Annotated in this window: 21 protein-coding genes and 1 tRNA gene; 13 read left to right on the forward strand and 9 right to left on the reverse strand. The window is 62.1% G+C overall.

Annotated features, from left to right (window positions below; genetic code table 11):
- Positions 1-79 precede the first annotated feature (79 nt).
- On the forward strand, positions 80-907 hold the full coding sequence (locus QM596_RS28195) for a thioredoxin-like domain-containing protein (RefSeq protein ID WP_003941378.1): 828 nt from the start codon (positions 80-82) through the stop codon (positions 905-907).
- Positions 908-911: 4 nt separating this feature from the next.
- Positions 912-1,631, forward strand: a complete 720-nt coding sequence (locus QM596_RS28200) for a DUF305 domain-containing protein (protein WP_019749185.1) — start codon at positions 912-914, stop codon at positions 1,629-1,631.
- A 90-nt stretch (positions 1,632-1,721) separates the two neighbouring features.
- On the opposite strand, the gene QM596_RS28205 is transcribed toward QM596_RS28200, so the two are convergent.
- Positions 1,722-4,091: a phosphoketolase family protein gene (locus QM596_RS28205; protein WP_283310452.1), complete on the reverse strand. Its 2,370-nt coding sequence runs from the start codon at positions 4,089-4,091 to the stop codon at positions 1,722-1,724.
- A 243-nt stretch (positions 4,092-4,334) separates the two neighbouring features.
- On the opposite strand from QM596_RS28205, the gene QM596_RS28210 reads away from it, so the two are divergent.
- The 4 genes from QM596_RS28210 to QM596_RS28225 all read left to right on the forward strand — a co-directional run bounded on the left by QM596_RS28210 (position 4,335) and on the right by QM596_RS28225 (position 8,778).
- Positions 4,335-4,410, forward strand: a tRNA-Arg gene (locus QM596_RS28210).
- Positions 4,411-4,499: 89 nt separating this feature from the next.
- On the forward strand, positions 4,500-5,426 hold the full coding sequence (locus tag QM596_RS28215; protein ID WP_020908299.1) for a LysR substrate-binding domain-containing protein: 927 nt from the start codon (positions 4,500-4,502) through the stop codon (positions 5,424-5,426).
- Between the two features lie 128 nt (positions 5,427-5,554).
- Positions 5,555-6,883, forward strand: a complete 1,329-nt coding sequence (locus tag QM596_RS28220; protein ID WP_020908300.1) for an MFS transporter — start codon at positions 5,555-5,557, stop codon at positions 6,881-6,883.
- A gap of 2 nt (positions 6,884-6,885) precedes the next feature.
- Positions 6,886-8,778, forward strand: coding sequence for an FAD-dependent monooxygenase (locus tag QM596_RS28225; RefSeq protein WP_283310544.1), 1,893 nt, complete (start codon positions 6,886-6,888; stop codon positions 8,776-8,778).
- A gap of 73 nt (positions 8,779-8,851) precedes the next feature.
- On the opposite strand, the gene QM596_RS28230 is transcribed toward QM596_RS28225, so the two are convergent.
- A complete protein-coding gene (locus QM596_RS28230; RefSeq protein WP_070385730.1) occupies positions 8,852-10,381 on the reverse strand; it encodes an MFS transporter in 1,530 nt (509 codons plus the stop codon).
- 85 nt (positions 10,382-10,466) lie between these two features.
- On the opposite strand from QM596_RS28230, the gene QM596_RS28235 reads away from it, so the two are divergent.
- Both QM596_RS28235 and QM596_RS28240 read left to right on the forward strand, forming a co-directional pair.
- Entirely contained in the window at positions 10,467-10,844 is a 378-nt protein-coding gene (locus tag QM596_RS28235) for a MarR family winged helix-turn-helix transcriptional regulator (RefSeq protein WP_019749191.1), read from the forward strand.
- Positions 10,845-11,077: 233 nt separating this feature from the next.
- A complete protein-coding gene (locus QM596_RS28240; RefSeq protein WP_019749192.1) occupies positions 11,078-12,229 on the forward strand; it encodes a N(5)-(carboxyethyl)ornithine synthase in 1,152 nt (383 codons plus the stop codon).
- A 9-nt stretch (positions 12,230-12,238) separates the two neighbouring features.
- Here the strand turns inward: QM596_RS28240 and QM596_RS28245 are convergent, their stop codons facing one another.
- The 5 genes from QM596_RS28245 to QM596_RS28265 all read right to left on the reverse strand — a co-directional run bounded on the left by QM596_RS28245 (position 12,239) and on the right by QM596_RS28265 (position 17,607).
- Entirely contained in the window at positions 12,239-12,610 is a 372-nt protein-coding gene (locus QM596_RS28245) for a nuclear transport factor 2 family protein (RefSeq protein ID WP_007726173.1), read from the reverse strand.
- Positions 12,607-13,761, reverse strand: coding sequence for a 3'(2'),5'-bisphosphate nucleotidase CysQ (locus QM596_RS28250; RefSeq protein ID WP_019749193.1), 1,155 nt, complete (start codon positions 13,759-13,761; stop codon positions 12,607-12,609). Before QM596_RS28250 ends, QM596_RS28245 begins: the two co-directional genes overlap by 4 nt.
- Entirely contained in the window at positions 13,758-15,602 is a 1,845-nt protein-coding gene (cysC, locus tag QM596_RS28255) for an adenylyl-sulfate kinase (protein ID WP_019749194.1), read from the reverse strand. Before cysC ends, QM596_RS28250 begins: the two co-directional genes overlap by 4 nt.
- Positions 15,602-16,528, reverse strand: a complete 927-nt coding sequence (cysD, locus tag QM596_RS28260; protein WP_019749195.1) for a sulfate adenylyltransferase subunit CysD — start codon at positions 16,526-16,528, stop codon at positions 15,602-15,604. The genes cysC and cysD overlap by 1 nt, the downstream gene beginning before the upstream one ends.
- Before the next feature lie 143 nt (positions 16,529-16,671).
- Positions 16,672-17,607: a helix-turn-helix domain-containing protein gene (locus tag QM596_RS28265; RefSeq protein WP_283310457.1), complete on the reverse strand. Its 936-nt coding sequence runs from the start codon at positions 17,605-17,607 to the stop codon at positions 16,672-16,674.
- Between the two features lie 116 nt (positions 17,608-17,723).
- On the opposite strand from QM596_RS28265, the gene QM596_RS28270 reads away from it, so the two are divergent.
- Genes QM596_RS28270 through QM596_RS28280 form a run of 3 tightly spaced genes read left to right on the forward strand, consistent with a single transcriptional unit; the run spans position 17,724 to position 20,822 of the window.
- On the forward strand, positions 17,724-18,890 hold the full coding sequence (locus QM596_RS28270; protein ID WP_021334277.1) for a hypothetical protein: 1,167 nt from the start codon (positions 17,724-17,726) through the stop codon (positions 18,888-18,890).
- A gap of 2 nt (positions 18,891-18,892) precedes the next feature.
- Positions 18,893-19,675 (forward strand): SDR family oxidoreductase, encoded by a 783-nt coding sequence (locus QM596_RS28275; RefSeq protein ID WP_007726165.1) that lies wholly within the window; start codon positions 18,893-18,895, stop codon positions 19,673-19,675.
- Between the two features lie 7 nt (positions 19,676-19,682).
- A complete protein-coding gene (locus tag QM596_RS28280; protein WP_020908307.1) occupies positions 19,683-20,822 on the forward strand; it encodes a sulfotransferase family protein in 1,140 nt (379 codons plus the stop codon).
- An 85-nt stretch (positions 20,823-20,907) separates the two neighbouring features.
- Here QM596_RS28280 and QM596_RS28285 read toward each other — a convergent pair whose 3' ends face one another.
- Both QM596_RS28285 and QM596_RS28290 read right to left on the reverse strand, forming a co-directional pair.
- Positions 20,908-21,753, reverse strand: coding sequence for an alpha/beta fold hydrolase (locus QM596_RS28285; RefSeq protein WP_019749200.1), 846 nt, complete (start codon positions 21,751-21,753; stop codon positions 20,908-20,910).
- The gene (locus QM596_RS28290; RefSeq protein WP_020970060.1) at positions 21,750-23,540 is read right to left on the reverse strand and encodes an N-acyl-D-amino-acid deacylase family protein; all 1,791 of its coding nucleotides are present in this window, start codon (positions 23,538-23,540) and stop codon (positions 21,750-21,752) included. Before QM596_RS28290 ends, QM596_RS28285 begins: the two co-directional genes overlap by 4 nt.
- A 97-nt stretch (positions 23,541-23,637) precedes the next feature.
- Here QM596_RS28290 and QM596_RS28295 point away from each other — a divergent pair, with 97 nt between their 5' ends.
- Together QM596_RS28295 and QM596_RS28300 are read left to right on the forward strand one after the other, a co-directional pair.
- On the forward strand, positions 23,638-24,285 hold the full coding sequence (locus QM596_RS28295; RefSeq protein WP_019749202.1) for a TetR/AcrR family transcriptional regulator: 648 nt from the start codon (positions 23,638-23,640) through the stop codon (positions 24,283-24,285).
- 394 nt (positions 24,286-24,679) lie between these two features.
- Positions 24,680-24,805, forward strand: a complete 126-nt coding sequence (locus QM596_RS28300) for a hypothetical protein (RefSeq protein ID WP_255246884.1) — start codon at positions 24,680-24,682, stop codon at positions 24,803-24,805.
- Positions 24,806-24,856 lie beyond the last annotated feature (51 nt).

Below are 24,856 nucleotides of genomic sequence, written 5' to 3' on the forward strand. Positions count from 1 at the left end.
TAATGCCCGAGCTACCACCGCGTACCTTCATGCGCGGGCGCGCCACACCTCAAGCCCACACACCGAAAGAGCCCAATCGATGCCAAGCGGTTCCGATAGTCGCGGTCCCAACAAGAACTCCGGGGCCAAATCAGCCAAGGCCATCAAGGCCGCCAACAAGAACAGTCGGCCGGCCAAGAAGGGCAAGGGCGGCGTCCCCGCTCCCCGCCAGATCCCCTGGCTGTCGATCGGCGCCGGTGTGGCTGTGCTCGCACTCATCGCCGTGCTCGGTATCAATCTGTGGCCCAAGGTCGAGGAGCGGCAGGCCCTCGAGCCGTACAAGTACAGCTCCGAGAACAAGGATCCGTCCGACAAGATCGACGGCGTCCTCAAGATCGAGTACCCGGCCGGCCAGCACGTCGATTCCACTCAGCGCGTGGCGTACGACCAGACCCCGCCGTTCGGTGGCCCGCACGACGCCACCTGGGCGAACTGCACCGGAACCGTGTACGCCGACCCGATTCGCACCGAGAACGCCGTCCACTCGCTCGAGCACGGCGCCATCTGGATCACGTACAACCCCGATCTCGTCGACCAGGACCAGATCGACAGCCTCGCCGGACGCGTCAACGGCAAGTCCTACATGCTGATGTCGCCGTACCCCGGCCAGAGCAGCCCCATTTCTCTGCAGTCGTGGGGCCATCGCCTCGAGATCGACAAGGCCGACGACGATCGCATCGATCAGTTCATCACCGCCCTGAACCAGAACCCGAACGTCTACCCCGAGGTCGGAGCGAGCTGCACCAACCCGCTGTTCACCCCGTCGACGTCGCCGTTCGATCCGACGCCTCCGGGCGCCGACGCCATCCAGATGGACGGCACGGGCGCTACCCCGGCCACCGACGAGCAGATTCCCGCCGGTGGATAGTCCGGTGAATAGTTCAGAGACCACCGATCAGCCTTCGAAGCCGAGTCAGCGCACCGCACTGCTGATCATCGGTCTGATCGGCGCGATCGCCGTCGGTTTTGCCCTCGGCGCACTGACCAACCTCCTCGGACCCGATGCGAAGTCGTCACTGACCGTTCCGGCATCGGATTCGGTGGACGTGGGCTTCGCGCAGGACATGAGCGTGCATCACAGCCAGGCCGTGGACATGGCGTCCATCGCCCTGACGAAGTCCACGGACAACGACGTACGCACGCTGGCGTTCGACATCTTGACCACGCAGCAGAACCAGCTCGGTCAGATGCAGGCGTGGCTGACCATGTGGGATCAGCCGCTGTCCAAGGTGGGTCCGTACATGGAGTGGATGTCGTCGGATTCGGGCTCCGGCCACGGATCGCACGGGACTTCGGCCACGATGGACATGGCTCATTCCGGCCCGGTCGACACGATGCCCGGCATGGCGTCCCCCGAGGACCTCGCGGCTCTCCGCGCGGCGGAAGGCCTGCAACTCGACACCTTGTTCCTGCAGTTGATGCTTCGTCACCACGAAGGTGGGCTTCCGATGATGGAGTACGCAGCTGCCGACGCCACCGAGGGTCCGGTGCGCAGCCTGGCGCAGACCATGGTCAACACGCAGCAGAGCGAGTCCAAGCTGATGACCGACATGTTGGCAGCTCGCGGCGCAGTGCCGCTGCCCATGAACTGAACTGCACTGCACTGCACTGCACTGCACTGCACTGCACTGCACTGAGCTGAACCGAGAATGTTCAGACCCAACTGGGCCTGGTCCTGAATTTCAGGACCAGGCCCAGTTTTCTACCTCCGGCATGTCTTCGAGGTGCTCGACGATGTAACGCGAGTGCTTTTCGAGCTGTGTGCGGCAGAACTCCGCCAACTCGGACGCCCCGGCCGGCCGACGCTTGGAGCGTCGTAGCGCCTCGATCACCAGGTGGTAGCGGCTCATCTTGTTGAGGACAACCATGTCGAACGGTGTTGTGGTTGTTCCCTGTTCACTGAATCCGCGAACGTGGAAGCGTTCGGGACTCGGACGCCCGTGAATCAGTTCGTGCACCGCACGCGAGTATCCGTGGAATGCGAACACGACGTCGGTCTGCGCGGTGAACAAATCGAGGAAGACACGCTCCCCAAATCCGTGGGGATGCTCGGTTGGCGTCAGCAAGGCCATCAGATCGACGACGTTGACGACGCGGGTGATCAGTTCTGGCGTGTGATCGCGCAGCAACTGTGCAGCAGCCAGGATCTCCTGCGTCGGCACATCTCCCGCAGCGGCCAGGACCACGTCCGGTTCCTGTCCGCGTGCTTCGGTTCCGGCCCATTCCCACACCGAAGCGCCCGCCGCGCAGTGCTCGTGCGCTTGCTCGAGCGTGAGGTATTGCAGGTGCGGTTGCTTGTCCACGACTATCAGGTTGACGTGGTCGGTACTACGCAGGCAGTGGTCCGAGATCGAGAGCAAGGTGTTGGAGTCCGGCGGTAGCCACACGCGGATCACACTGGGTGCCAATGGAATAACGGCGTCGATCATGCCGGGGCCCTGATGACTGAATCCGTTGTGGTCGTTGCGCCAGCATGTACTGGTCAGCAGCACGTTGAGCGAAGCGACGGACGCCCGCCACGGCAGGTCGACGGCATGTTGGAGCCACTTGGCGTGCTGGATGAGCATCGAGACACTCACCATCGCAAACGCTTCGTAGCTCGCGAACATCCCGTGTCGACCGGACAACAGATAGCCCTCGAGCCAACCCTCGCAGAGGTGCTCGCTGAGGACCTCCATGACACGACCGTCCGAGGACAGTCCGTCGTCGTAGTCGGTGATCGGCAGTTGCCAGCAGCGGTCGGTTGTCTCGAACACGGCGCCGAGGCGATTGCTCGACGTCTCGTCCGGACAGAAGAGTCGGAAGATCCCGCCGCTGTCCTCGGTTTCCGTGGCGGCGTAGATGTCGCGCAGAAGCTCGCCGAGAACTCGTGTCGTCTCGTGGAAGGTCGAACCCGGGGATTGAATGGGAAGCGCGTACTTTTCGAGCGGCGGCATCGGGAGATCGACGCGAAGTCGCCCACCGTTCGCGTAGGGAGTGCTCCCCATGCGTTTGTCCCCCGCCGGCGAGAGCGCCGCCAGTTCCGCGGCCAGTGATCCGTTGGCGTCGAACAACTCGTCCGGACGGTACGACCGCATCCACTCTTCGAGTTGCCGCAGATGCGATTCGTTGGTTCGCACGCCGGACAACGGCACCTGGTGCGCACGATGTGTGCCCTCGACCAAGATTCCGTCGACGGTGTGCGGACCGGTCCATCCTTTCGGCGTCCGCAAGACTATTGCCGGCCACGAACCCGTCCACTCGTCGCCGCGGCGTGCGGCACCCTGCATCTCGCGGATCTTCTCGTGTGCCTGCGAGATCGCTTGATACAACTGAGGAAACACGACGTCGGGGTCGTCACCGGAGACGACGATCGGCGCCCACCCCTGGCCGCCGAGGTAGGCCTGAATGTCCTCGTCGCTGCTGCGCCCGTACACGGTCGGGCCCGCGATCTTGGCGCCGTTCACGTGCAGGATCGGCAACACCGCGCCGTCGCGTCGTGGATTGAGGAACGCCGGGAGCTTCCACGAGCCGGACAACGGCCCGGTCTCCGCTTCGCCGTCGCCGATCACACAGGCCACCACGAGGTTCGGATGATCGAAGGCAGCGCCGGCCGCATGTGCAAGGGCGTAGCCGAGCTCGCCGCCTTCGTGGATGCTTCCGGGTGTCTGCACACTCACATGGCTGGGCACTCCGCCGGGAGCCGAGAATCGCCGACACATCCGGTGGATACCCTCGGCGTCGTCCGAGACTTCCGGATAGATCTCCGAATACGTTCCCTCGAGATACGTCGACGCGACCAGCGCCGGGCCGCCGTGCCCCGGGCCCGTGACGTACAGCCAGTCAGCATCAGTGGCGACGATGTGCCGATTGAGGAGCGTGTAGATCATCGACAGGCCAGGGCTGGTCCCCCAGTGTCCGAGCAGTCGAGGCTTGATGTGCTCGGCTCGCAACGGTTCCCGCAGAAGCGTGTTGTCTTTCAGATAGATCTGCGCAACGGTCAGGTAGTTGGCCGCTGCCCACCACTTCAGGTCGAGCGCGAGCTGGTCTTCGGAATAGTGGTGATCGGTCATCAACGACTCCCGTACCTCACGAGGGTGCCCGAGCAGTCCGCCCGAGCCTGTGCTCAGAGCCGAGCCTAGGCGTAAAAAGCATCCGAGTCAGTCGGTACAGATGATTCGACGACCATGGTCCCCGGCCGCATCCTCGACTGCCTCCCGCGACGACGCCATGCCGAGACGGGTGCCGGTTTGGTCTTGGCCCCCCGTGATGCGCTACGCTAACGCAGCCCAATCGGCACACCGAAAGTTCGGTGCGCCCCCGTAGCTCAGGGGATAGAGCGTTCGCCTCCGGAGCGAAAGGTCGCAGGTTCGAATCCTGCCGGGGGCACCACGAAGACGCAGGTCAGCGATTGATCGTCGACTTCTCCACGGTGCCGCACCAAAATATTCAGGGCAATCTATCCGACTACTGTCGATCTCATGCCTCGCATCGATCCTGCTCCCACGTACACGATGCGTCAGCTGGCTGCGTTTGTCGCGGTAGCCGAGACCGGGACGATCAGCGCCGCGGCCGAGCGCTTGCACCTCTCCCCCTCCGCCCTGTCCGCGTCGCTCACCGAACTCGAACGCGCGCTCAAAGTTCAACTGTGCGTTCGCCGTCGCTCATTCGGCATTCAACTGACCCGCACCGGTGAATCCGTTCTGGTGCGCGCCCGGGCGCTACTTCAGCAAGCCGGGGAGCTCGAATCCGATGCGCTCGGAACCGGCGGAAGCGTGTCGGGGCCCATCGCGATCGGTTGCTATCCTGCTCTGGGGCCGACGGTATTGCCGTCGATGATCGCCGGGTTCACCCGTGAGAATCCCGACGCGCAGGTGGAGTTCCGCGAGGACACTCAGAATCGGCTCCAGACACATCTCGAGAACGGCGAGTTGGACCTCGCGATCGCTTACGACCTGGACCTGTCTCCACAATTGCGCACAGTTCCGTTGGCCATCCGCGAACCCTTGATCGTCCTGGGTGCAGAACACCCACTCGCGCGGTCCGAGCGACCGATCCATCTTCCGGATCTCGCGGAACACCCGATGGTTCTCCTCGACGCGCCGCCGAGCACCAAACACGCGCTCGACGTCTGCCGCGCAGGCGGATTCATCCCGAAGGTTGCATACAGAACCGCGAACTTCGAGACGGCGCGGGCATTTGTCGGACGCGGACTCGGCTGGACGCTGTTGCTCCAGCGCCCCAAGATGGACGTCACGTACGAGGGGCTCGAGGTAGTCGTCAAGACCATCGCTTCCCCTGTCGTGCCGTCGGTGCACGTAGTTCTCGCGTGGCACCAGAACACTCGCCTCAGCCGCGTCGCACGCGCTTTCATAGAATTCGTTTCACCCTCGGAACCTGCCCAATAGTCCCACTACCAGGCAGCGGAGCTGATTCCACGGATTTTCCGTGCAAGAACCTCCAATTCTTTCGCTTTTCAATTGTTGTGGCGCACGTCATTGTTTCTTCAAGCCACATTCATCTCGAAAGGCACTTCATGACCTCCATCGCCTCACCGACCGCTACGCGCACCGCCGCGACGGTCAAGGCGCGCAAGGCCGCACTCGGCAGCTTTGTCGGCACCGCCATCGAGTGGTACGACTTCTTCATCTACGGCACCGCCGCCGCGCTCGTGCTCGGCAAGCAGTTCTTCCCCGGCACGTCCGATCTGGCCGGCACCCTGGCCGCCTTCGCCACCCTCGCCGTCGGATTCGTCGCGCGTCCCATCGGCGGAATCGTGATGGGCCACTTCGGCGACCGCATCGGACGCAAATCCATGTTGGTCACCTCGTTGATGCTGATGGGCTGCGCAACCGTTGCCATCGGCCTGCTACCCAACTACGCCGCCATCGGCGTCTTCGCCCCCATACTCCTGGTGACCTTGCGATTCGTTCAGGGACTCGGTGTCGGCGGCGAGTGGGGCGGCGCAGTTCTGGTCGCCACCGAAAACGCACCGGAGGGCAAGAAGGGGCTGTACGGCAGCGCACCACAAATCGGTGTTCCCGCAGGCGTACTGGTGGCCAATCTCGTCTATCTCCCCCTCGCCGCCTTCATGGACGACGATGCATTCAACTCCTGGGGATGGCGAATCCCGTTCCTGCTCAGCGCAGTTCTTGTGGGCGTTGCGATGTGGATCCGTCTCGGCCTCGAGGAAAGTGACGAGTTCACCGCTTCGAAGTCCGAAGCACCGGCGGAGTCCATGCCGATTCTCGAGGTTCTCACCAGACACTGGAAGACAGTGCTCCTCGCCGGTGGAACCTTCATCGCCACCAACGGAATTGCGTACGCGTACATGGTTTACGTGCTCAAATACGGCGAGTCCGAACTCGGCTTCAGCAAAACCACGATGCTCTTCCTCCTCATCGCATCCTGCCCGTTCTGGATGGCGGGAATGGCTTTCAGCGCTCACAAGTCGGACACTCTCGGACGCCGGACCGTCTACATCCGCAGTTCGATCGCCCTGGTAGTGGCGGCAGCGGTGTTCTTTCCGCTGATCGACACAGCGATCGTCCCGGTGATGCTCGTATCGATGATCGCCCTCGGCTTCACGCTCGGCTGCTGCGCCGGCCCACAAGCGGCGCTGTTCGCCGAATTGTTCCCCGCACACATCCGCTACAGCGGAGCGTCACTCGGCTACCAGATCGGCGCAATCCTCGGCGGCGGTCTGGCCCCGATGATCGCCACCGCGCTCTACGCCGCCTTCGACACCTCGTTCGCCATCACCGTCTACTTCGTGATCATTGCCGTGATCAGCTTGGTTTCCATCCTGCTACTCCCGGAACCTCAACTGATCCCGAAAAACACTGCCGCACAGAAAGCCTCGTGACCATGTCGACCTACTTTCATCCGAAGAAGTACGCACCCGAGGACTTCGCTTCCCTGGCGCCTTCGGCCGACGCACTTCCCGTCGTGATCGTCGGAGCCGGCCCAGTCGGCATGGGCGTAGCCATGGGCTTGGCGCAGCGCGGCATTGCCGTCACGATTCTCGAAGCGGCCGATCAGGTCTCGTTCGGCAGTCGCGCGATCTGCGTGTCACGGCACAGCCTCGAAGTTGCCGAACGCCTTGGTTTCGGTGCCGAGCTCGAAGACATCGTTCTGCCGTGGGTGGGTGGTCGGAGTTACTACCGCGATCAGGAAGTACTGCAGTTCCGGATGGCATCCGCCGAGCACGACGCGCGCGGACCCATGGTCAACGTCTCGCAATCCGAGTTCGAACAGATCATGACCGACAAATTGCTCGCCCACCCACTGGTGAACTTCCACTGGTCGTCGTCGATCGCCGGCATCTCCGGCGGTGACGACGAGGTAACTCTGACCGTCGACACCGCGTTCGGAACCCGCGAACTGCGTGCGGCGTGGGTCGTGGCTGCCGACGGTGGACGCAGCAAGATGCGCGAACTCAGCGGAATCCGCTTGCAGGGCAACAGCTACGAGGGCAACTACGTCATTGCCGACATTCATTGGGAATCGGAACTCCCGGCCGAGCGTCTGGTGTGGTTCGACGCACCCAGCAACCCGGGCTCCACGATCATCATGCACCGCCAACCACGGGACATCTGGCGCATCGACTACCAGCTCGACGCGTCGGACGATCCGGAGGCGGAGACGCAAGAAGATCGCATCCGTGACCGCATCACGCGTCACCTCGAATGGCTCGAGAGCGATATCCCCTGGACCCTGGAATGGTTCGGCTTCTACCGCGCCCATGCACTCGCCCTGGAAGATTTCACTCACGGCCGTGTGCTCTTTGCCGGCGACGCCGCGCATCTCGTTCCGATCTTCGGTGTTCGTGGCCTCAACTCTGGCATGGAAGATGCCGAGACCCTGGTGTGGCAACTGGCGGCCGTCATCAACGGAGCTGCCGATACCGCCATCCTCGACGCGTATTCGAAGGAACGTCGTAGCGCGTGGCAGCAGAACGTCGACAATGCAGGCAAGTCGACGCTCATCATGTCGCCCGGCAGTCACGGCTACCGAACCACCCGCGACGCCGTACTCGAACTCGCCACCAAGCGAAGCGAATTCGCGCACCTCATCAACCCGCGCCAGTCGAGTGCAACGCACGCCCGTCTCTCGCCGCTGACGTGGCCCACAGCTGCGGGCACCGAGGGCGTACTACCCGGGGATCCGCTGGAGGACAGAGTCGTCCAGGTCTCGGCGGACGGTTCGAAAACCTCCTTGAACAGTCTGCGCGGTACTGGATTCGGCCTGCTGGCTTTCGGACTGTCAGCTGAGCTGGTATCCGAACTCGACACGCAAGCCGAAATCCTTGCTCAGGCCCTTGCACCGGAAACCGTACGGGTGATCACCGCGGGAACTACCGACTCCACGATTCCCGATGCCGAAGGCAATCTCGCATCTGCCCTCGGTGCTCGTGTCGGCGAGATCTTCGTGATTCGGCCCGACGGATTGGCGCTATGCCGCATCAGCGATCCCACGCAATTGAACGACGTGGCCAAGCACCTCACCGCCGGCACTGCGCCGACACACTTCGATACGGCACAGTCGGCGACAACTGCGGTGATCGACGACGAGGGCCACCGCGAGCACATCTGGTTGACACTGTCGAATGCACTGGATCAGGCTGATCCGTCCGACCGCGAAGCCATGTTGGTGCGCCTTGCCTTGATTCTCGGTTCGCAAGCTACGTCGACGAGTTTCGACGCAGCCCTGAAAGACGCAGCCCCGAAAGACGCAGCCCCGAAATCTGCCACCCGATAGTTCAGACACAGCAACTCGGCCGCGCAGGATTGTCTCCTACGCGGCCGAGCGCATTCGCGGATGAAGCAAGTATTCAGTTGACCTCGGCCAATTCCTTTTCTTCCTCAGCGCGCCTGTCACTCGCCGAGTTTCCCCTCAGCGACCTTCCACGTACCAGCGGCGAGACGGTGATCGCCAAGCCCACCAGCGCGACTCCGGTAACCAGGATCAGTCCGGGATGGAACTGTTCGAATCCGGCGGTACCGGCACCGGATGCGGTGTGCGATCCGGCGGTCACGAGGGCGGTAGTCAGAGCGAGTACGAGCGCCGCACCGACCTGAGCGGACGTGTTCACCAGCCCGGACGCCAAACCCTGCTCCGAATCGTCGACGCCGGAGGTGGCCTGGGCCATGATCGAGGTGTACCCCAACGCGAATCCGAGTCCGAGCAGGATGACGCTCGGCAGAATCGCCACGACGTACGACGGTGAATCGCTGCCCGCGAAGAGGAACCAGAGGTACCCGACGCTGAGCGAGGTCAGTGCCGCGATGATGAGCTTGGCACTGCCGTACAAGTCGACCAGCCGTCCGACGAACGGCGATCCGAAGGCGACGATGATGCCCGCGGGGAGCAGTGCCATCGCCATCTTCAGGGGCGACCAGCCGAGGGCCGACTGCAGGAAGATCGTCATCATGAACTGGAAGCTCAGGTAGGAACCGAAGAGCGCGATGATGGCCAGATTCGCACGAACGATGGTGCCGACGCGCAGAAGCCCAAGTCGCACAAGTGGATGAGCCACCTTCTTCTCGACGAAAAAGAACGTCGCCAGAAGCACGGCTGCGACGGCGAACGAACCCAGCGTCATCGGGTGTGCCCACCCACGGGTCGGAGCCGAGACCATCGTGTAGACCGTGAGAAGCATTCCCGTCACCAGGGTGACGGCGCCGACGAGGTCGTGTCCCCCGGTATCTGCGGGACGGTCCCGCGGAATGAGGAAGTACCCACCGATCAGCGCGATGACGGCAAACGGGACCGGCATCAGGAACGTGAACCGCCAACCGGCACTGGTCAACAGCCCACCCAGGATCAGGCCCGACGAGTAACCACTGGCGCCGAACACGGAGAACACGGACAGCGCACGGTTACGGGCCGGGCCCTCCTTGAACGTCGTGGTGAGAATGGACATTGCGGTCGGAGCGGTGAAGGCGGCAGCCAGTCCCTTCACGAATCGTGATGCAATCAGCAGTGTTCCGTTGTCGACGAGGCCACCGACCAGCGAAGCGATTGCGAACACGGTCAGCGCGATCAGGAAGACCTTCCTGCGCCCGAGAAGATCGGCGGTACGTCCACCGAGTAGCAACAAGCCGCCGAATCCGAGGACATAGCCGTTGATGATCCACTGCAGCGAAGTAGTGGACAGGCCCAGTTCGTTGCCGATGGACGGTAGAGCGACGCCCACCATCGACACATCGAGACCGTCGAGGAACAACACGAGGCAGAGCACCGCGAGGATGCCCCACAGCTTGAGGGACCAGCCCTCTCCTGTGGCCGGATCCGTGGATTCCGTAGAACCCGGGGATTCCGGCGAATCGAATGGTTTGAGTGTCGAGTCTGTGCAAGTCACGTCAGCGAGAATAGATGCACATGCACTTAATGCACAAGCATTTAATGCAATTGCACGTAATCGAGTCTTCAACTAGAATGCGGTCGTGACGTCGGAATCGGAATTGCGCAACACCTGGCGCTCGTTGTCGACCAGCTACAACGACATCGCGTGCGAACTCGATCGCCAGATGCAGTCGGCGCACGGCCTGAGTATGAGCGACTTCGAGGCCCTCGACCGACTCATGGACACCTCGTGTGAGCGTCCACGGATGCAGGATCTGGCTTCGGAGATGTACCTGAGTCCCAGTGCGCTCTCCCGCAGCGTCGCCCGCCTCGAGAAGGCCGGACTGGTTCAGCGAGCACTGTGCGAGGCTGACCGGCGCGGAGTCTTCATCGACGTCACCGACAAAGGTCGTCAAGTACACACGGATGCCAGCAAAATTCAACTGGCCGTGCTGGATTCACGCCTGCGCGAGCAGTAGCCCTACGTCGGAGCAGCACCGCACCTCGCCCGGCCGCCGGGCGAGGACCGTTCAGGACTAGACTGAGCACATACCGGCGCGCCTTTCTGTTGCCGTCGGCGATCGACAGCAGCGCAGCCGGCACGCCTTCACGCGATCCTGGCCGAGGCAATCTGCCAGCGTTCCTGCGGCTTCTGCTAGTCCCTCAGGCGCCTGCCTGACATCTCTACCTGCTCCTATCGAGAGATACACAATTGAACAACGCACGCACCCTTGGAGTCATCGGACAGTCGAGCAAACCGGCAGAACGCCGGTTGCCGATCCATCCTGCGCATTTCGATCGCATCGATGCCGAACTACGTTCTCGGATCTACCTCGAAGAGGGTTACGGCCACCCCTTCGGCTACTCCGACGACTACCTCTCACGTCTGGTGGCCGGAATCCGCACGCGCAAGCAGATTTTGGCGGAAACCGATGTGGTTCTGCTACCGAAGCCGTTGGTGCGTGACCTCGCCGAACTTCGGTCGGGTCAGGTTCTCTGGGGCTGGCCGCACTGTGTCCAGGACACCGAGCTGACACAGATCGCGATCGACAAGAAACTGACTCTCATCGCCTTCGAAGCGATGAACTTCTGGCACAGCGACGGATCGTTCAATCTGCACGTGTTCCACAAGAACAACGAGTTGGCCGGCTATTGCTCGGTACTACACGCCCTGCAGTTGATCGGTTCCACCGGAGACTACGGCCGCCGTCTCACTGCCGCCGTGATCGGTTTCGGTGCCACTGCACGCGGCGCCGTCACTGCACTCAAGGCGCACGGTATCCACGAAGTGGACGTACTGACTCAGCGCGGCGTCACCGCCGTCAGCTCCCCTATCCACTCGGCGCGAATGGTCTCGTTCGACAACAACAACGGCGATGTCCGCGGCAGCCACGTCATGCTCGACAACCACAGCGTGCCGGTACCGGGCTTCCTGGCCGAGCACGACATCGTCGTCAACTGCGTACTGCAGAACACGGATGCCCCGCTGACGTTCCTGACCGAGGAAGATCTCATGGACTTCCAACCGGGAAGCCTCATCGTCGACGTCTCGTGCGACGAAGGCATGGGGTTCAGCTGGGCTCGTCCCACCTCGTTCGCGGATCCGACCTTCATCGTCGGCGACAACATCACTTACTACGGCGTCGATCACAGCCCGTCGTACCTGTGGAACTCCGCGTCGTGGGAGATCAGCGAATCACTTCTTCCCTACCTGCCCACTGTGATGGCAGGAGAGACGGCCTGGAAGGCAGACGAGACCGTCGACCGCGCCATCGAAATCCGTGACGGCGTCATCGTGAATCCCGCCATTACGCGTTTCCAGCACCGTTCGGCGGACTACCCGCACGCTGTCATCGCGGAATAGGCGCCCCGATCAGGCCTGGCCGGCTGCCGCGTTGATCGGTGCCATGTCGAAATAGTCGCGCCAGGCTTTGATCTTTCCGTCCTCGACTTCGAATACCCCCATGACCGGGAGCGCTACCTCGGCGCCGTTGATGGTGAAGACGTCGACGCGCTCGTTCATGACGGTGTTGCCGTCCGCGACCTGACGCTTGATCTGAAAGTCGATGTTGCCGAAGGCACCGACAAACTGCTCGATGAACGCCCGGACGGCCTCGCGACCGACCACGGGCTCCATCGGAATGTTGTGATAAACGACGTCATCGGTGAAGTAGTCGACGATCTTTGCAACATCGGCGTCCGCCCACAGCGCACAGAAATCGGTGATCAGCTTATCCGATGTCATTGTGTTCCAGCCTCTTTCGAATCGTTTTCGTAGGGTTCGATGATTGCCAGGATGCTTTCGATCTCGCCTGCCGGTATCCCGAAGTACTCGGTGACGAAAACTGTGACGGCCGGTGCCTGGCCAGGTGTTCCGAGGTCGAGCAGATACCGCGCGACGACGCTCTCGCCCCACTCACGCAGCGCGAGTTCACGTATCGCCACGATTCCGCGATATTGCTGCCCCTGTTCGAGCTCGTTGCTGATGAAAGCGCCGGTGTCACCGGTTCGCTGACCGTTCTCGACTCGCCAGGCGTCAGCGGCGAATCGGACCTTCGTTGCGTCGTGAGTGAGCAATGCGTTCACGTATTCACGCGCCATAGCGACGCGCCCACTGACCGCAGACTCCGTGGAGTGCTTGGCAATTGCACCCAGGATCGACTCAGCCAACTCCGGTCGGCAGATCACGAGATCCGGAAGGTAGGGATGAGATTCGTTGTAGAGCAGCGGTGAACCGTCGATGCGGCTGCAATGCAGCCCGGCCGCCTGTGCGACGCCGACGGGTGCAGCCGAATCCCATTCCCACTGCCCACCGGCGTGCAGGTAGGCGTCGACCTCGCCTCGCACCACCGCCATCGCCTTGGCGCCGGCCGATCCCATGTGCACCACGTCGGCGCCGAGTTCGGCTGCCACCGCTTCGGTGAATGCGGGTGGTCGCGATCCGCTGACTACTACGCGGAGCGGCGAATTCGCGGGAACCGAATCGGCCTCGTCGCCACTGGAGTACACCGCTCCGAGCGCCGGCTGAGCAACCGCGGCTGCGGTAATTCCGCTACCGCGCTCCCAAAGCGCCACGTGCACTGCCCAATCCGCGTGATCCGGCAAGCCGTATTCCTTGGAGCCGTCCAGCGGATCGATGATCCAAACCCGGGATGCGTCCAGACGATTGCGATCATCGGCAGACTCCTCCGAGAGCACGGAATCCTCCGGCCGCTCGGCGGCCAACCGGTCGAGGATGTAGGAATCGGCGGCCTTGTCGCCCCGGCGACCTAGCTCACGACCGTCGTCGACACCCAGGCCCTCGGCTCGGATCCCCAGGAGGATCGCACCAGCGGCCTGCGCCAATTCCGCCGCGAGTGCCTCGTCGGCGATTCTGCTGTGTGTGGATTCGCTCACCGGTCCAACACTTCCATAATTCGCAGCGCAAGTTCGGTAGGCGTTCCGTCTTCGGGTCTGATCACCAGCTCGGCACTGGCTGGAGCCTCGTACGGATCGTCGACTCCGGTGAAACCCTTGATTTCCCCGGCCCTGGCCTTGGCGTACATCCCCTTGGGGTCTCGGGCTTCACATTGCTCGATCGGGGTGTCGACGTAAACCTCGACGAACTTCAGCCCGGCGGCCTCGTGCGCCGCCCGCACTCGATCACGATCTTCGCGGTACGGGCTGATCAGGCAGGCCACTGCCACTGCACCTGAATCAGCGAACAGCTGCGCCACCGAGCCGACTCGGCGGACGTTCTCGGCTCGGTCCTCGGCACTGAATCCCAGATCCGCGTTCAATCCGTGCCGGAGGTTGTCGCCGTCGAGGCGGTACGCGGGGATACCCGCGGCCACCAAGCGGCGTTCGAGTTCCACGGCGATCGTCGACTTGCCCGAGGCCGAGAGACCGGTGAGCCAGACGGTGGCGCCGGCAGTCGCACGTTCCTCGCGAGAAACCTCCGCACTGTGCCAGACGACGCGCGATTCCTTGAGTGTCGGACCGTTGATCATTCCGGCCGCGACGGTATTACCCGTGGTCTCGTCCACGAGAATGAAGCTGCCTGTCACCCGATTGCGGCGGTAGGGATCGAACATCAACGGCTGCTGCGTCTTGATCGAGATGCGACCGATCTCGTTGAGGGACAGAGATTCTGCCTTCTCGTCGCGGTGCAGAGAATTCACGTCCAGGCGATAGTCGAGCTTGACGATCTGCGCTTTCGTGGAGCGCGTGGTGTGCAGCAACGAGTAGCGGTTGTTCTCCGACAGGGTGGTCTGTTCAGTCAACCAACAGACCATCGCATCGATTTCCTGCCCGACCTGCGGCCGGTTGTTGAGCCGACACAATTGGTCCCCTCGGCTGACGTCGAGATCGTCGGCCAGCTCGATGCAGACGGCCGAGGGCGCAAACGCCTCGTCGATCACGTCACCGCCCGGCCCGTGGACTGCCTTCACCGTCGAGGTGAATCCTGAAGGTAATGCCACAATTTCATCGCCGGGCTTGAAGACGCCACTGGCAACCGTTCCGGCGTATCCCCGGAAATCGTGGAGGTCGGCATCCGTTTGCTTCTGCGGACGGATCACGTACTGCACCGGGAAACGCGCGTCGATCAAGTTGCGATCCGAAGCGATGTGCACCTGCTCGAGATGGTGCAGCAGAGAAGGCCCGTCGTACCAGGACATGTTCTCGGTCCGGGCAACGATGTTGTCCCCCAACAGCGCCGACACCGGAATGAACGTCAGATCGTGGACGTCCAGTTTGATCGCGAATTGCCGGAATTCTTCCTTGATCTCCTCGAACCGTTCCTGAGACCAGCCCACGAGGTCCATTTTGTTCACACACAGCACGAGGTGGGGTATCCCCAGGAGAGTCGACAAGAAAGCGTGCCGCCGCGTCTGTTCGAGCACACCCTTGCGTGCGTCCACCAGGATCAGGGCAAGGTCGGCCGTGGAAGCGCCGGTCACCATGTTGCGGGTGTACTGCTCGTGCCCGGGTGTGTCCGCGATGATGAACTTCCGGTGAGGCGTCGCGAAGTACCGGTGGGCGACGTCGATCGTAATGCCCTGTTCACGCTCGGCGCGCAATCCGTCGGTCAGTAGCGCGAGGTTGGCGTACTCGTCGCCGCGTTCTCGACTGCTCCGCTCCACGGCCTCGAGTTGGTCCTCGAAGATCGACTTGGAGTCGTAGAGCAACCGGCCGATGAGTGTTGATTTCCCGTCGTCGACACTGCCCGCTGTAGCGACTCTCAGCAGTTGCGGCATCAGAAGTACCCCTCTTTCTTACGATCTTCCATGCCAGCTTCGGAAATCCGGTCATCAGCTCTGGTTGCGCCACGCTCCGTGATACGGCTCGCCGCAACTTCTTCCACGACAGCGGCCGGTGTTTCGGCCGACGATTCGACGCATCCGGTACACGTTGCGTCGCCGACCGTACGGAAGCGCACCAACGCCTCGTAGGACTCCTCGCCGGCGCGAAGCTCGAGGAAGCGGGTGCGTGCCAACAACATTCCGTCGCGCGGAACGACTTCGCGACGATGGGCGTAGTAGATGCCGGGAAGGTCGATCCGTTCCTTCTCGATGTACTGCCAGATATCGAGCTCTGTCCAGTTGGAAAGCGGGAAGATCCGAATGTGTTCACCCTTACGGTGTTTGCCGTTGTACAGGTTCCACAGTTCAGGTCGCTGCACCTTGGGATCCCACTGCCCGAACTCGTCCCGGAAGCTGAACACCCTTTCTTTGGCGCGCGCCTTCTCCTCGTCTCGGCGAGCACCACCGAACACGGCGTCGAACTTGTTGTCGCGAATTCCGCGCAGCAACGCGTGCGTCTGCAGGCGATTGCGACTCGAACCGACTCCGGTGTCCTCGATGACGCGTCCGGCGTCGATGTCGTCCTGCACGCTGGAGACGACAAGACGCAGGTTGAAGCGATCGACCGTGCGGTCGCGGAACTCGATCACCTCGTCGAAATTGTGACCGGTGTCGACGTGCATCACGGCGAACGGCAATGGAGCAGGCCAGAATGCCTTGGCCGCTACGTGCAGCATCACGACGGAATCCTTACCTCCGGAGAACAGGAGGACCGGCTTTTCGAAAGTCGCTGCGACTTCGCGGAAAATATGGACCGCCTCCGCTTCGAGTGCCCGCAAATGCGACAACTCGTAGGCGGGCGGGGTCTGGAGTGTTGCCATGTCTTTCGCTCCTGAGCATCACGTACTCCGTGCGGAACACCATTTCCGCATCGGTACATTTATGTACCGGACTGGTTCTAAATTGAACGCAATCACAGAATAGAACTCGTTCTACCCAAAGGTCAATGACCGGCAATCAGACGTCACAAACCGCGAACCGGACTCCGGCCACCAACTTCCGCCGTCACCGCATCCGCCGCCGCAACCAGCGCCGCAGCCCTTCGCTCGATCTCGGCGCCCGTAATCGCCCCGCCCACATAAAGTGTCAGCACAAGGGCCTGATGCCCTTCGGCGTCGTAGGTCGGGGCCGCGATGAGACTGACGGGATGCTCGTCGTCAGAGCTGATGTCGCGCCCGAGGTACACCCTCTCGCCCAGGCTCGACACCATCTCCCCGAGCAGTTCACGCACCTCCGGCGGAAGATCGTGCGTCGCAACGCCCGCCATCAACGTGTGCAGTCGCTGCCCGACTGGATCCAGACTCTCGACCAGATACCCCGCAGCGCGACACTCGCGGACCACGTTCCACAGACGCTCGCGATCCAAGCGCACCGGCAGGCTCGGCTCTTTGCCCAGCCAACTGTCCATGTCGTGATCCGAACCCCAGAGGACGTACATCAGTCCGACCGGTGGTGCGAACGGGTACACCTGACCGACCTTGGCAGCGCGACGCGCTCCGATCGGTCCGGTCACTTCGAGAACGCTGATCTGATCACCGATCACACCGGACGCCGTGCACGTCGTTCCGAACTCCGTGCTCACTTTCTCCAGATGGGTGCGGGCAATGGGTCCGACGGCAAATCCTCGCTGAGCTGCACGTCCGGCCGCGATCAAGGCCGGACCGAGCCCATAGGTCTTCGACACCTCGTCCCGAGTCAGGTATCCACGATCAGCCAGCGCCGTGAGGATTCCCAGGCAGGTGGGCTTGCTGATCTCGAGCGCGCGGGCCAGTTCCGACAGCCCGAACCGCTGATCAGGGCGGCCGACGAGGTAGTCGAGCACCTGAACCACCCGTTCGGTGGGAGGCGATTGTCTCCCCCTCGGGCGTCCCTCTTCAGGCGCCTTCTCCGGTCCACCCATTGACCACTCCCTAGAACGCGTTCTATTGTCGAAATACCCAACATCTACCAAATAGGTACATATTTGTACCACGACGCTCTGGACCGGCGACATAGTCGGAACTGTGAGGAGCCAGCGTGCTGACGGACCCGTTTGCCGAGGCGATCGCCGAAGCCGAGAAATTGATCGAGACTGCGCCGCACATCAGATCCGAACAGGATCTACTGGAGGGATACCAATACCTGGCCGGCGGAATCATCGCGACGACGCATGCCGCCTGGGCCAGCGAAAAGACCCATCCGAGTTTCATCCAGGGCACCGGACCATTCACCAAGATGGGTCTCGACAACCCGGACACCCTCTACTTCGGCGCCCGTATCAACGACGACAAGGAATACAAGGTCACCGGAAAGCGCGGCACCACAGCCGATCTCAGCTTCCAGGTGTTGAGTGGGAACTACACCAACTCCAACGTTCCCGGAAGCGAAATCGCCTTCGACGACCGCGAGCTGGAGATAGACGACGACGGCAACTTCGTCGCTTGGTTCGGCCCTGGCCCCGCCGACGGCCGAGCCAACTACTACACCCTGGCCCCCGGATCCTCGCAGCTGGTCGTTCGCGAGGTCTACAGCGACTGGAGTCAGCAGCGCGGCGTGATCCGCATCGAGCGCACCGATTCGATCGGGATCGCGCCGCCACCTCTCACCGCCGAAGAGACCGAGAAGCGTTACGCCCGGGCTGGGAAGGCACTGGTCACGCGGGTCAAGACGTGGCTCCAGTTCCCGGAGTGGTTCTACCTCAAGCTCACGGTCAACACCATGACCGAACCACGCCTGACACCGGGCGGGCTGGCAACGCAGTACTCGTCGGTGGGACATTACGAACTCACCGACGAGCAGGCGATGATCATCACCGTTCCCGCCTCCGACGCACCGTATCTCGGCTTCCAACTGGGGAGCCTCTGGTACATCTCACTGGACTACGTCAATCATCAGACCTCCCTCAACAACGGCCAGGCACAGGTCGATCCGGACGGGATGGTCCGAATGGTGGTCAGCGAGAAGAACCCCGGTGTCACCAACTGGATCGAAACCGTCGGACATCCGCGCGGCATTCTGCAGTTCCGTTGGCAGCGCGTGTCCCGCGAGCTGACGCCGCAGGACGGTCCCACCGTCGAAATCGTCGCCGTCGCAGATATTGCGAAGCACCTGCCGCATTTCGACACCAACACCATCACCGCCGAGGACTGGGCAGCGCGCATTGCCCAGCGCCAGGCCGCCATCGACAACCGAATGCTGGGGTAATCATGACCGCCTTGCTCGAAGACCGTGTAGTAGTCATCTCCGGAGTCGGCCCGGCACTCGGCCGCGCTCTGGCCCTTCGATGTGCGTCGGCCGGCGCGAGTCTTGTTCTCGCAGCACGTACGCAATCGCGACTCGACGACGTTGCGAAAGAAATAGTCGATGCCGGTGGGCGCGCCGTCACCGTTGCCACCGACATCACCGACCAGGCTTCCGCCGAGAATCTGGTGGCCGAGTCCATTGCCGCCTACGGCAAAGTCGACACTCTGATCAACAACGCATTCTCGATTCCGTCGATGAAACCGTTGGCTCGCACCGATTACCAGCACATCCGCGACAGCATCGAACTGACCGTACTGGGTGCGTTGCGCCTGACTCAGCTGTTCACGCCGGCACTTGCCGAGTCGGACGGCTCCGTGGTGAACATCAATTCGATGGTGTTGCGGCATTCGCAAGAGCGTTACGGCAGCTACAAGATGGCGAAGTCGGCCCTGCTCGCCATGTCGCAGTCCCTGGCCACCGAACTCGGCCCGCAGGGAATTCGTGTCAATTCGATTGCACCCGGCTATATCTGGGGCGACACCCTCAAGGGATACTTCGCGCACCAGGCGGAGAAGTTCGGCATGACTGTCGAGCAGATCTACGAGCACACTGCGTCGAACACCGACCTCAAGCGCCTGCCGACGACGGATGAAGTATCCGATGCGGCGATCTTCCTGGCGTCCCCGATGGCCAGCGCGATCACCGGCCAATGCATCGACGTCAACTGCGGCGAATTCCATCACTAGGAGCACCATGACTGAACGCACTCACGTCGGCACCGTCGAGGATCTCCATGCCTCGGCGACGCGGATGACCGGCCTGACGGACTTCGGCGTCGACGATTACACCGAGGCTCTGTCGGTCCTCCTCGAGTCTTACGACCGCGACGAGGATCTGACGCCCTTCGGCAGCAAGATCTCTCGGGTATTCCTTCGCGGCGCCCTGGTGGCCCGTCTCCTCAGCGAATCGGCGTGGAAGGAGCATCCGGAACACGCCGACGTCAAGATCGAGCGGCCGATCTTCGTCACCGGATTGCCACGCACGGGCACCACTGCCTTGCACCGCCTCCTCACGGTCGACCCGGCTCACCAGGGCCTCGAGATGTGGCTGACCGAGTTCCCTCAGCCTCGCCCGCCTCGCGATACGTGGGAATCGAACCCGGTCTTCGCCAAGATCGAGGAGACATTCGGTCAACACCACGTCGAGCATCCCGAATTCATGGGCGTGCACTACATGTCGGCCAGTGAAGTCGAAGAATGTTGGCAACTCTTGCGTCAGACGTTCAAGTCCGTGTCGTACGAGTGCCTGGCGAATCTACCCACGTACTCCGCATGGCTGAAGGACCAGGAGTGGTCGAACGCCTATGCACGACACAAGAAGAACCTGCAGCTGATCGGTCTGCCCGATCAGGATCGACGGTGGGTCCTCAAGAACCCGAGCCACCTGTTTGCGCTCGACGAATTGATGGAGGCGTACCCCGACGCTCTCGTCATCCAGACTCACCGCTCCCCTACGACGATCATTCCGTCGGTATGCAGCCTGGCCGCCCAGGCGACAGAGGGTTGGTCGAACACGTTCACCGACAAGGTGATCGGCGAAAGTCAGCTCGAATTGTGGGCCAGGGGGCTCGAGCAGTTCGACAGTGCACGCGCACACCACAATCCCGCGCAGTTCATCGACGTCGACTATCAGGACTTCGTCACAGATCCACTGGGAACCGTCGAGAACATCTACACGCACTTCGACATCCCGTTGACATCTACCGCCCAACAGTCGATGGAGGCCATGCACGAGGAAAGCCGCTCGGGTGCTCGCAAACCGTCGCACAAGTACACGCTCGAGGAGTTCGGCCTGACGAAGGAACAGGTGGAGGAGCGATTCGGAACTCGCTGACCACCGTTGGTCGACGACCTTGCTGACGACCTTGCTGACGACTGAAGCCCCCGCCGGACGGCGGGGGCTTCAGTACGCAACTCGGTCAGCTGCTGAAATGCTCGCCGAGCAACCGGTCCAACTCCGTCGGCGCCTCGTCGGGAATCCAGTGGCTCACACCCCGGAGAACTTCGAACCGATACGGACCGTCGACAAACGCGGGAGTGAGGGCAGAACCCTTGGGCCCGATAGCGGCGTCGCCGTCACTCCAGACGTGCAGGGTCGGCACGGTGACCCGGGCAGCTGCCGGGTTCGGCTTGGTCATCCACATCGCGCGGTACCAGTTCAGACCGCCGCGCAGTCTGCCGGGAGCGAGCATGGCGTTCAGATCGCGCCGCGCATTCTCCGGCGTCTGCCCACTCGAAACCAGGAACTTCTCGCCCAGCGATGACGAGGCCAGAATCTTCTCAGGAACGAAGGGTAATTGGAACGCCCCCATGTACCACGATTTCAGTCCCTGAGTGCTGGTCACCATCGCCTTGATGAAGGCCAGCGGGTGCGGAACCGACACCGTGGTAACGGTATCGAGCAAATCCGGCCGTTCGGCAGCCACCTGCCACGCGACCGCGGCACCCCAGTCGTGGCCGACCAGGTGCACCTTCCCCACACCGAGTGTGTCGATCAGCGCGACAGTGTCGGCGGCGAGTTCGGACCCGCGGTAGGCCCAGCGCGCTTTCGGCCGGGCACCGGGTGAGTACCCTCGCTGGTCCGGCGCCACGGTGCGGAAGCCGCGGGCGTGCAGTAACGGCGCAAGATGATCCCATGAGCGGGAATCCTGCGGAAATCCGTGCAGGAGGACCACGACCGGACCGTCTGCCGGTCCTTCGTCGCGTACGTCGAAGGTCAGCCCGGACCGGGAGTACGAGGTGAGGCGATCCGCCGGCGTAGTCATAGCGCCACGCTAGTCTTCGCGGCCCGTGTAATCGGAGCCTTTTCACCTGCGCGCAGGAACTGGCCTGTCTTTTCGATGCCGAATCCCGGGGCGAATTCACCTTCGCGGTAGACGAGTCGGCCGTTGATCACTGTCGCGACGGCCGCATCGTCGCTGCGGTTGACCATTCGACTGATCCCGCCGTACTCGGGAACGGTTGCCTCGAACAAGCCGTCGACCGACTCGTCGAGCCCGGCTGGATCGATGACAACGAAGTCCGCGCGGTCGCCCTGGCGTAGATGTCCGGCGTCGATGCCGTACCAGTCCGCCAGTTCACCGGTCAGGCGGTGGATTGCGCGCTCGATGGTGAGGAACGGCTTGCGGTCACTCTGAGCGTCCTTGACGCGCTTGAGGAGTCGCACCGGGTAGTTGTAGAACGCCATGTTGCGCAGATGTGCGCCGGCATCGCCGAAGCCCATCTGCACACCGGAACTCGCGGCGAGTTTCTTCGCGAACTTGGGCCGGTGATTGGCAATGGTGGTGCGCCAGCGAAGATCTCGCCCGTACTTCACCACCAGGTCGAGGTACGCGTCCACCGGGTGCACTCCGCGGATGTCACCGACCTGACCGAAGTTCTTGCCGATCAACGTCTCGTCCGGGCATCCCACGATGACCGCATCGTAGAAATTGCGATGCCAGATGCGGGGTGAGAACTTGTTGTCGTAGTCCTTACGGAATGCGCGACGGTACGACTCGTCCTGGAGCAGTTCGTTGCGCTCCACCTGGTCCTTGAGATGCAAAGCGGCGGCGCCGGCACCGAACTCCTCGAACACGACGAGGTCAATTCCATCCGCGTAGACGGTGAAGGGAACCGGAAGGTGCTGCCACTTGAAATCGGTCTTCGCGAAGCGATTGAGCAGTGGGGCCGCAGCGAGCATGAAGTACACGATCACCGGGTAGGCCTTCGAATCCGCACCGGAGAGCAGCGACGTCTTGAGCGGCTTCTTGCGTCCGATGGCGGAGCTTTCGGCGAAGAACGCCGCGACGTTCGGATGCAGGTTGATGGTCGGAGCGCTCTGCAAGATCTTTCCGCGATCACGAAGGATGCGGTTGAGGAATCGGAACTCTTTCCACCGTGCATACGTCGACGGCAAAGAGCGAGAACGGTATTCGTCGCCGTCGATCTTGTCGAGGGCATTGGTCATCGACGACAGGCCTAGCATCCCCGCATCGATGGCGTCCTCGAGCATCGAGCCCATCCGGCCGAGTTCCGAGCGGGTCGGCTTGACCTTCTTGTCGGTGCCGCGCCCCAATCCGAGTACGTGCGTGCGGATGTCGGAGTGGCCGATGAATGCCGCGACATTGGGTCCGAGGGGAAGGGCTTCGAGTGCGGCGGTGTAGGCCGCGGGACCGGTCCAGGTCTTGTTCGCTTCGAGGATGCGCAGCACCGCGTCGTGGGGAACTGCTTCGACCCGGCTGAACAGGTCAGCTATCTCACGCGGGGTCGAATACACCGTCGACAGCGAGCAATTGCCGAGCACGACCGTAGTGACGCCGTGGCGAACCGATTCCGGAAGGCCTGGACTGACCAAGGCTTCGGCGTCGTAGTGCGTGTGGACGTCGACAAAGCCCGGGAGAACCCACTTGCCGGCCGCGTCGATCACCTCGGTGTCCGGCCCGATCTCCAGGCGCGTCGTGGACACCTCCGCGACCACGCCGTCTCGAATTCCGAGATTTCGACGCAGACCAGGAGCCCCCGTCCCGTCGAACCACAACCCGTCGTTGACCACGATGTCGAAAGCAGACACTGTCGGACTCCTCGCCTCACGTATGTGTTACCTCACGTTATAGACAGCGTTGAGTAAAAGTCAATGAACCTTCCGAACCAATACATAAGATGTCGGAATGGCCGCAGTCCCCCGCTCCCCCGAAGACCGTCAGAGGCAAATCCTCGAGGTAGCAGTACATATGTTGCGGACCGAGCCTTTCGACCAACTGTCGATGGATCGCGTCGCAGCCGAGGCCGGTGTCTCGCCGCCACTGCTGTTTCACTACTTCAAGAACAAGAAGGGTTTCCAGAACGCCATCCTCGAGGCTGCCTCGGCCGATCTCGAAGATCGAATGCGACCGGATCCCGAACTACCGATCACGTCCCAGCTGCGTTCAGGTATCGAAACTTTCGTCGATGCCGTTATCGAGCACCCCACCATTTACCTCGCCGTGATGCGGATGGCCGGCAGTGGCGACGTCCGGATGCGCACGATCTATCGCGGGATGCGCCGAACGTTCACCACATGGATCGTCGCCGCGCTCACAAATCTGGGCATCGAATCGAATGCGACCGTCGAGGCGACCATCGCCGGGTGGCAGGCATTCATGGAGGAAATAGTCGTCAACTGGATCGACGAGCCGACCCTCGAACGAGGCGAGATGGTCGACCTCTGCGAACGAATTTTCTACCACTGCCTACCGGCGGCGGGCATCAGCGTGGAACAAATAGTGGCGGCCACCATGGCTGCGACGGCCAGTGAGTCCGGCGCAACAAAACTGTGATCTTCGCGCCGGGGTTTCACAGGTGGTCACGATTGGGTATCTTGCTTGCAGTGGCGCTGGACCACGACCCCAACACATGAAGGATCCAACATGGAGTCTGTCGAAAACGTATTGCCCGAGGGTGTCAAGCTCGAAGACGTCTTGAGTGTCCTCAAGGTCGCAGTTGCGGGCATCGGCCTCATCAGCGCACTTTCGGCATTCAGCTGATCGCAAAGCGTCATCGACAGGCCGGACTTCGGGGAGTCCGGCCTGTTTTTTGTTTCCGCTCCTGAACAATCCGTGAACTTTTCAGCAACTTCAGCGCAAAGTGGTCATTTCGACCAAAACAAGCGTCCAGTTTGCTAACTTGTGTCTGCGACACAAGGTCGTACAGAAACACCACGCAGACACAACCTTGTACATACAAACCTGTACATACGACACGGAGGACCGAAACATGGGTTCCATCAACACCCTCAGCGCCGTCATCGACATCATCAAGGTCGTCCAGCCGTTGATCGCCAAGCTCAACCTCAGCTGATTCGCTTGCACCACACCCCTGCCAGGGCGTAACTCGAAATGGGGCCGACAT

The organism is Rhodococcus sp. IEGM 1406, from assembly GCF_030056745.1.
Lineage (GTDB): Bacteria > Actinomycetota > Actinomycetes > Mycobacteriales > Mycobacteriaceae > Rhodococcus_F > Rhodococcus_F erythropolis.

What these genes read in the sequence shown, in the direction of transcription:
- cysC (WP_019749194.1), bottom strand. Translation starts at nt 15,602, where the DNA reads ATGCCGCAACTGCTGAGAGTCGCTACAGCGGGCAGTGTCGACGACGGG.
- cysD (WP_019749195.1), bottom strand. Translation starts at nt 16,528, where the DNA reads ATGGCAACACTCCAGACCCCGCCCGCCTACGAGTTGTCGCATTTGCGG.
- QM596_RS28295 (WP_019749202.1), top strand. Translation starts at nt 23,638, where the DNA reads ATGGCCGCAGTCCCCCGCTCCCCCGAAGACCGTCAGAGGCAAATCCTC.
- QM596_RS28285 (WP_019749200.1), bottom strand. Translation starts at nt 21,753, where the DNA reads ATGACTACGCCGGCGGATCGCCTCACCTCGTACTCCCGGTCCGGGCTG.
- QM596_RS28205 (WP_283310452.1), bottom strand. Translation starts at nt 4,091, where the DNA reads ATGACCGATCACCACTATTCCGAAGACCAGCTCGCGCTCGACCTGAAG.
- QM596_RS28265 (WP_283310457.1), bottom strand. Translation starts at nt 17,607, where the DNA reads ATGGGTGGACCGGAGAAGGCGCCTGAAGAGGGACGCCCGAGGGGGAGA.
- QM596_RS28225 (WP_283310544.1), top strand. Translation starts at nt 6,886, where the DNA reads ATGTCGACCTACTTTCATCCGAAGAAGTACGCACCCGAGGACTTCGCT.
- QM596_RS28215 (WP_020908299.1), top strand. Translation starts at nt 4,500, where the DNA reads ATGCCTCGCATCGATCCTGCTCCCACGTACACGATGCGTCAGCTGGCT.
- QM596_RS28275 (WP_007726165.1), top strand. Translation starts at nt 18,893, where the DNA reads ATGACCGCCTTGCTCGAAGACCGTGTAGTAGTCATCTCCGGAGTCGGC.
- QM596_RS28195 (WP_003941378.1), top strand. Translation starts at nt 80, where the DNA reads ATGCCAAGCGGTTCCGATAGTCGCGGTCCCAACAAGAACTCCGGGGCC.
- QM596_RS28245 (WP_007726173.1), bottom strand. Translation starts at nt 12,610, where the DNA reads ATGACATCGGATAAGCTGATCACCGATTTCTGTGCGCTGTGGGCGGAC.
- QM596_RS28220 (WP_020908300.1), top strand. Translation starts at nt 5,555, where the DNA reads ATGACCTCCATCGCCTCACCGACCGCTACGCGCACCGCCGCGACGGTC.
- QM596_RS28280 (WP_020908307.1), top strand. Translation starts at nt 19,683, where the DNA reads ATGACTGAACGCACTCACGTCGGCACCGTCGAGGATCTCCATGCCTCG.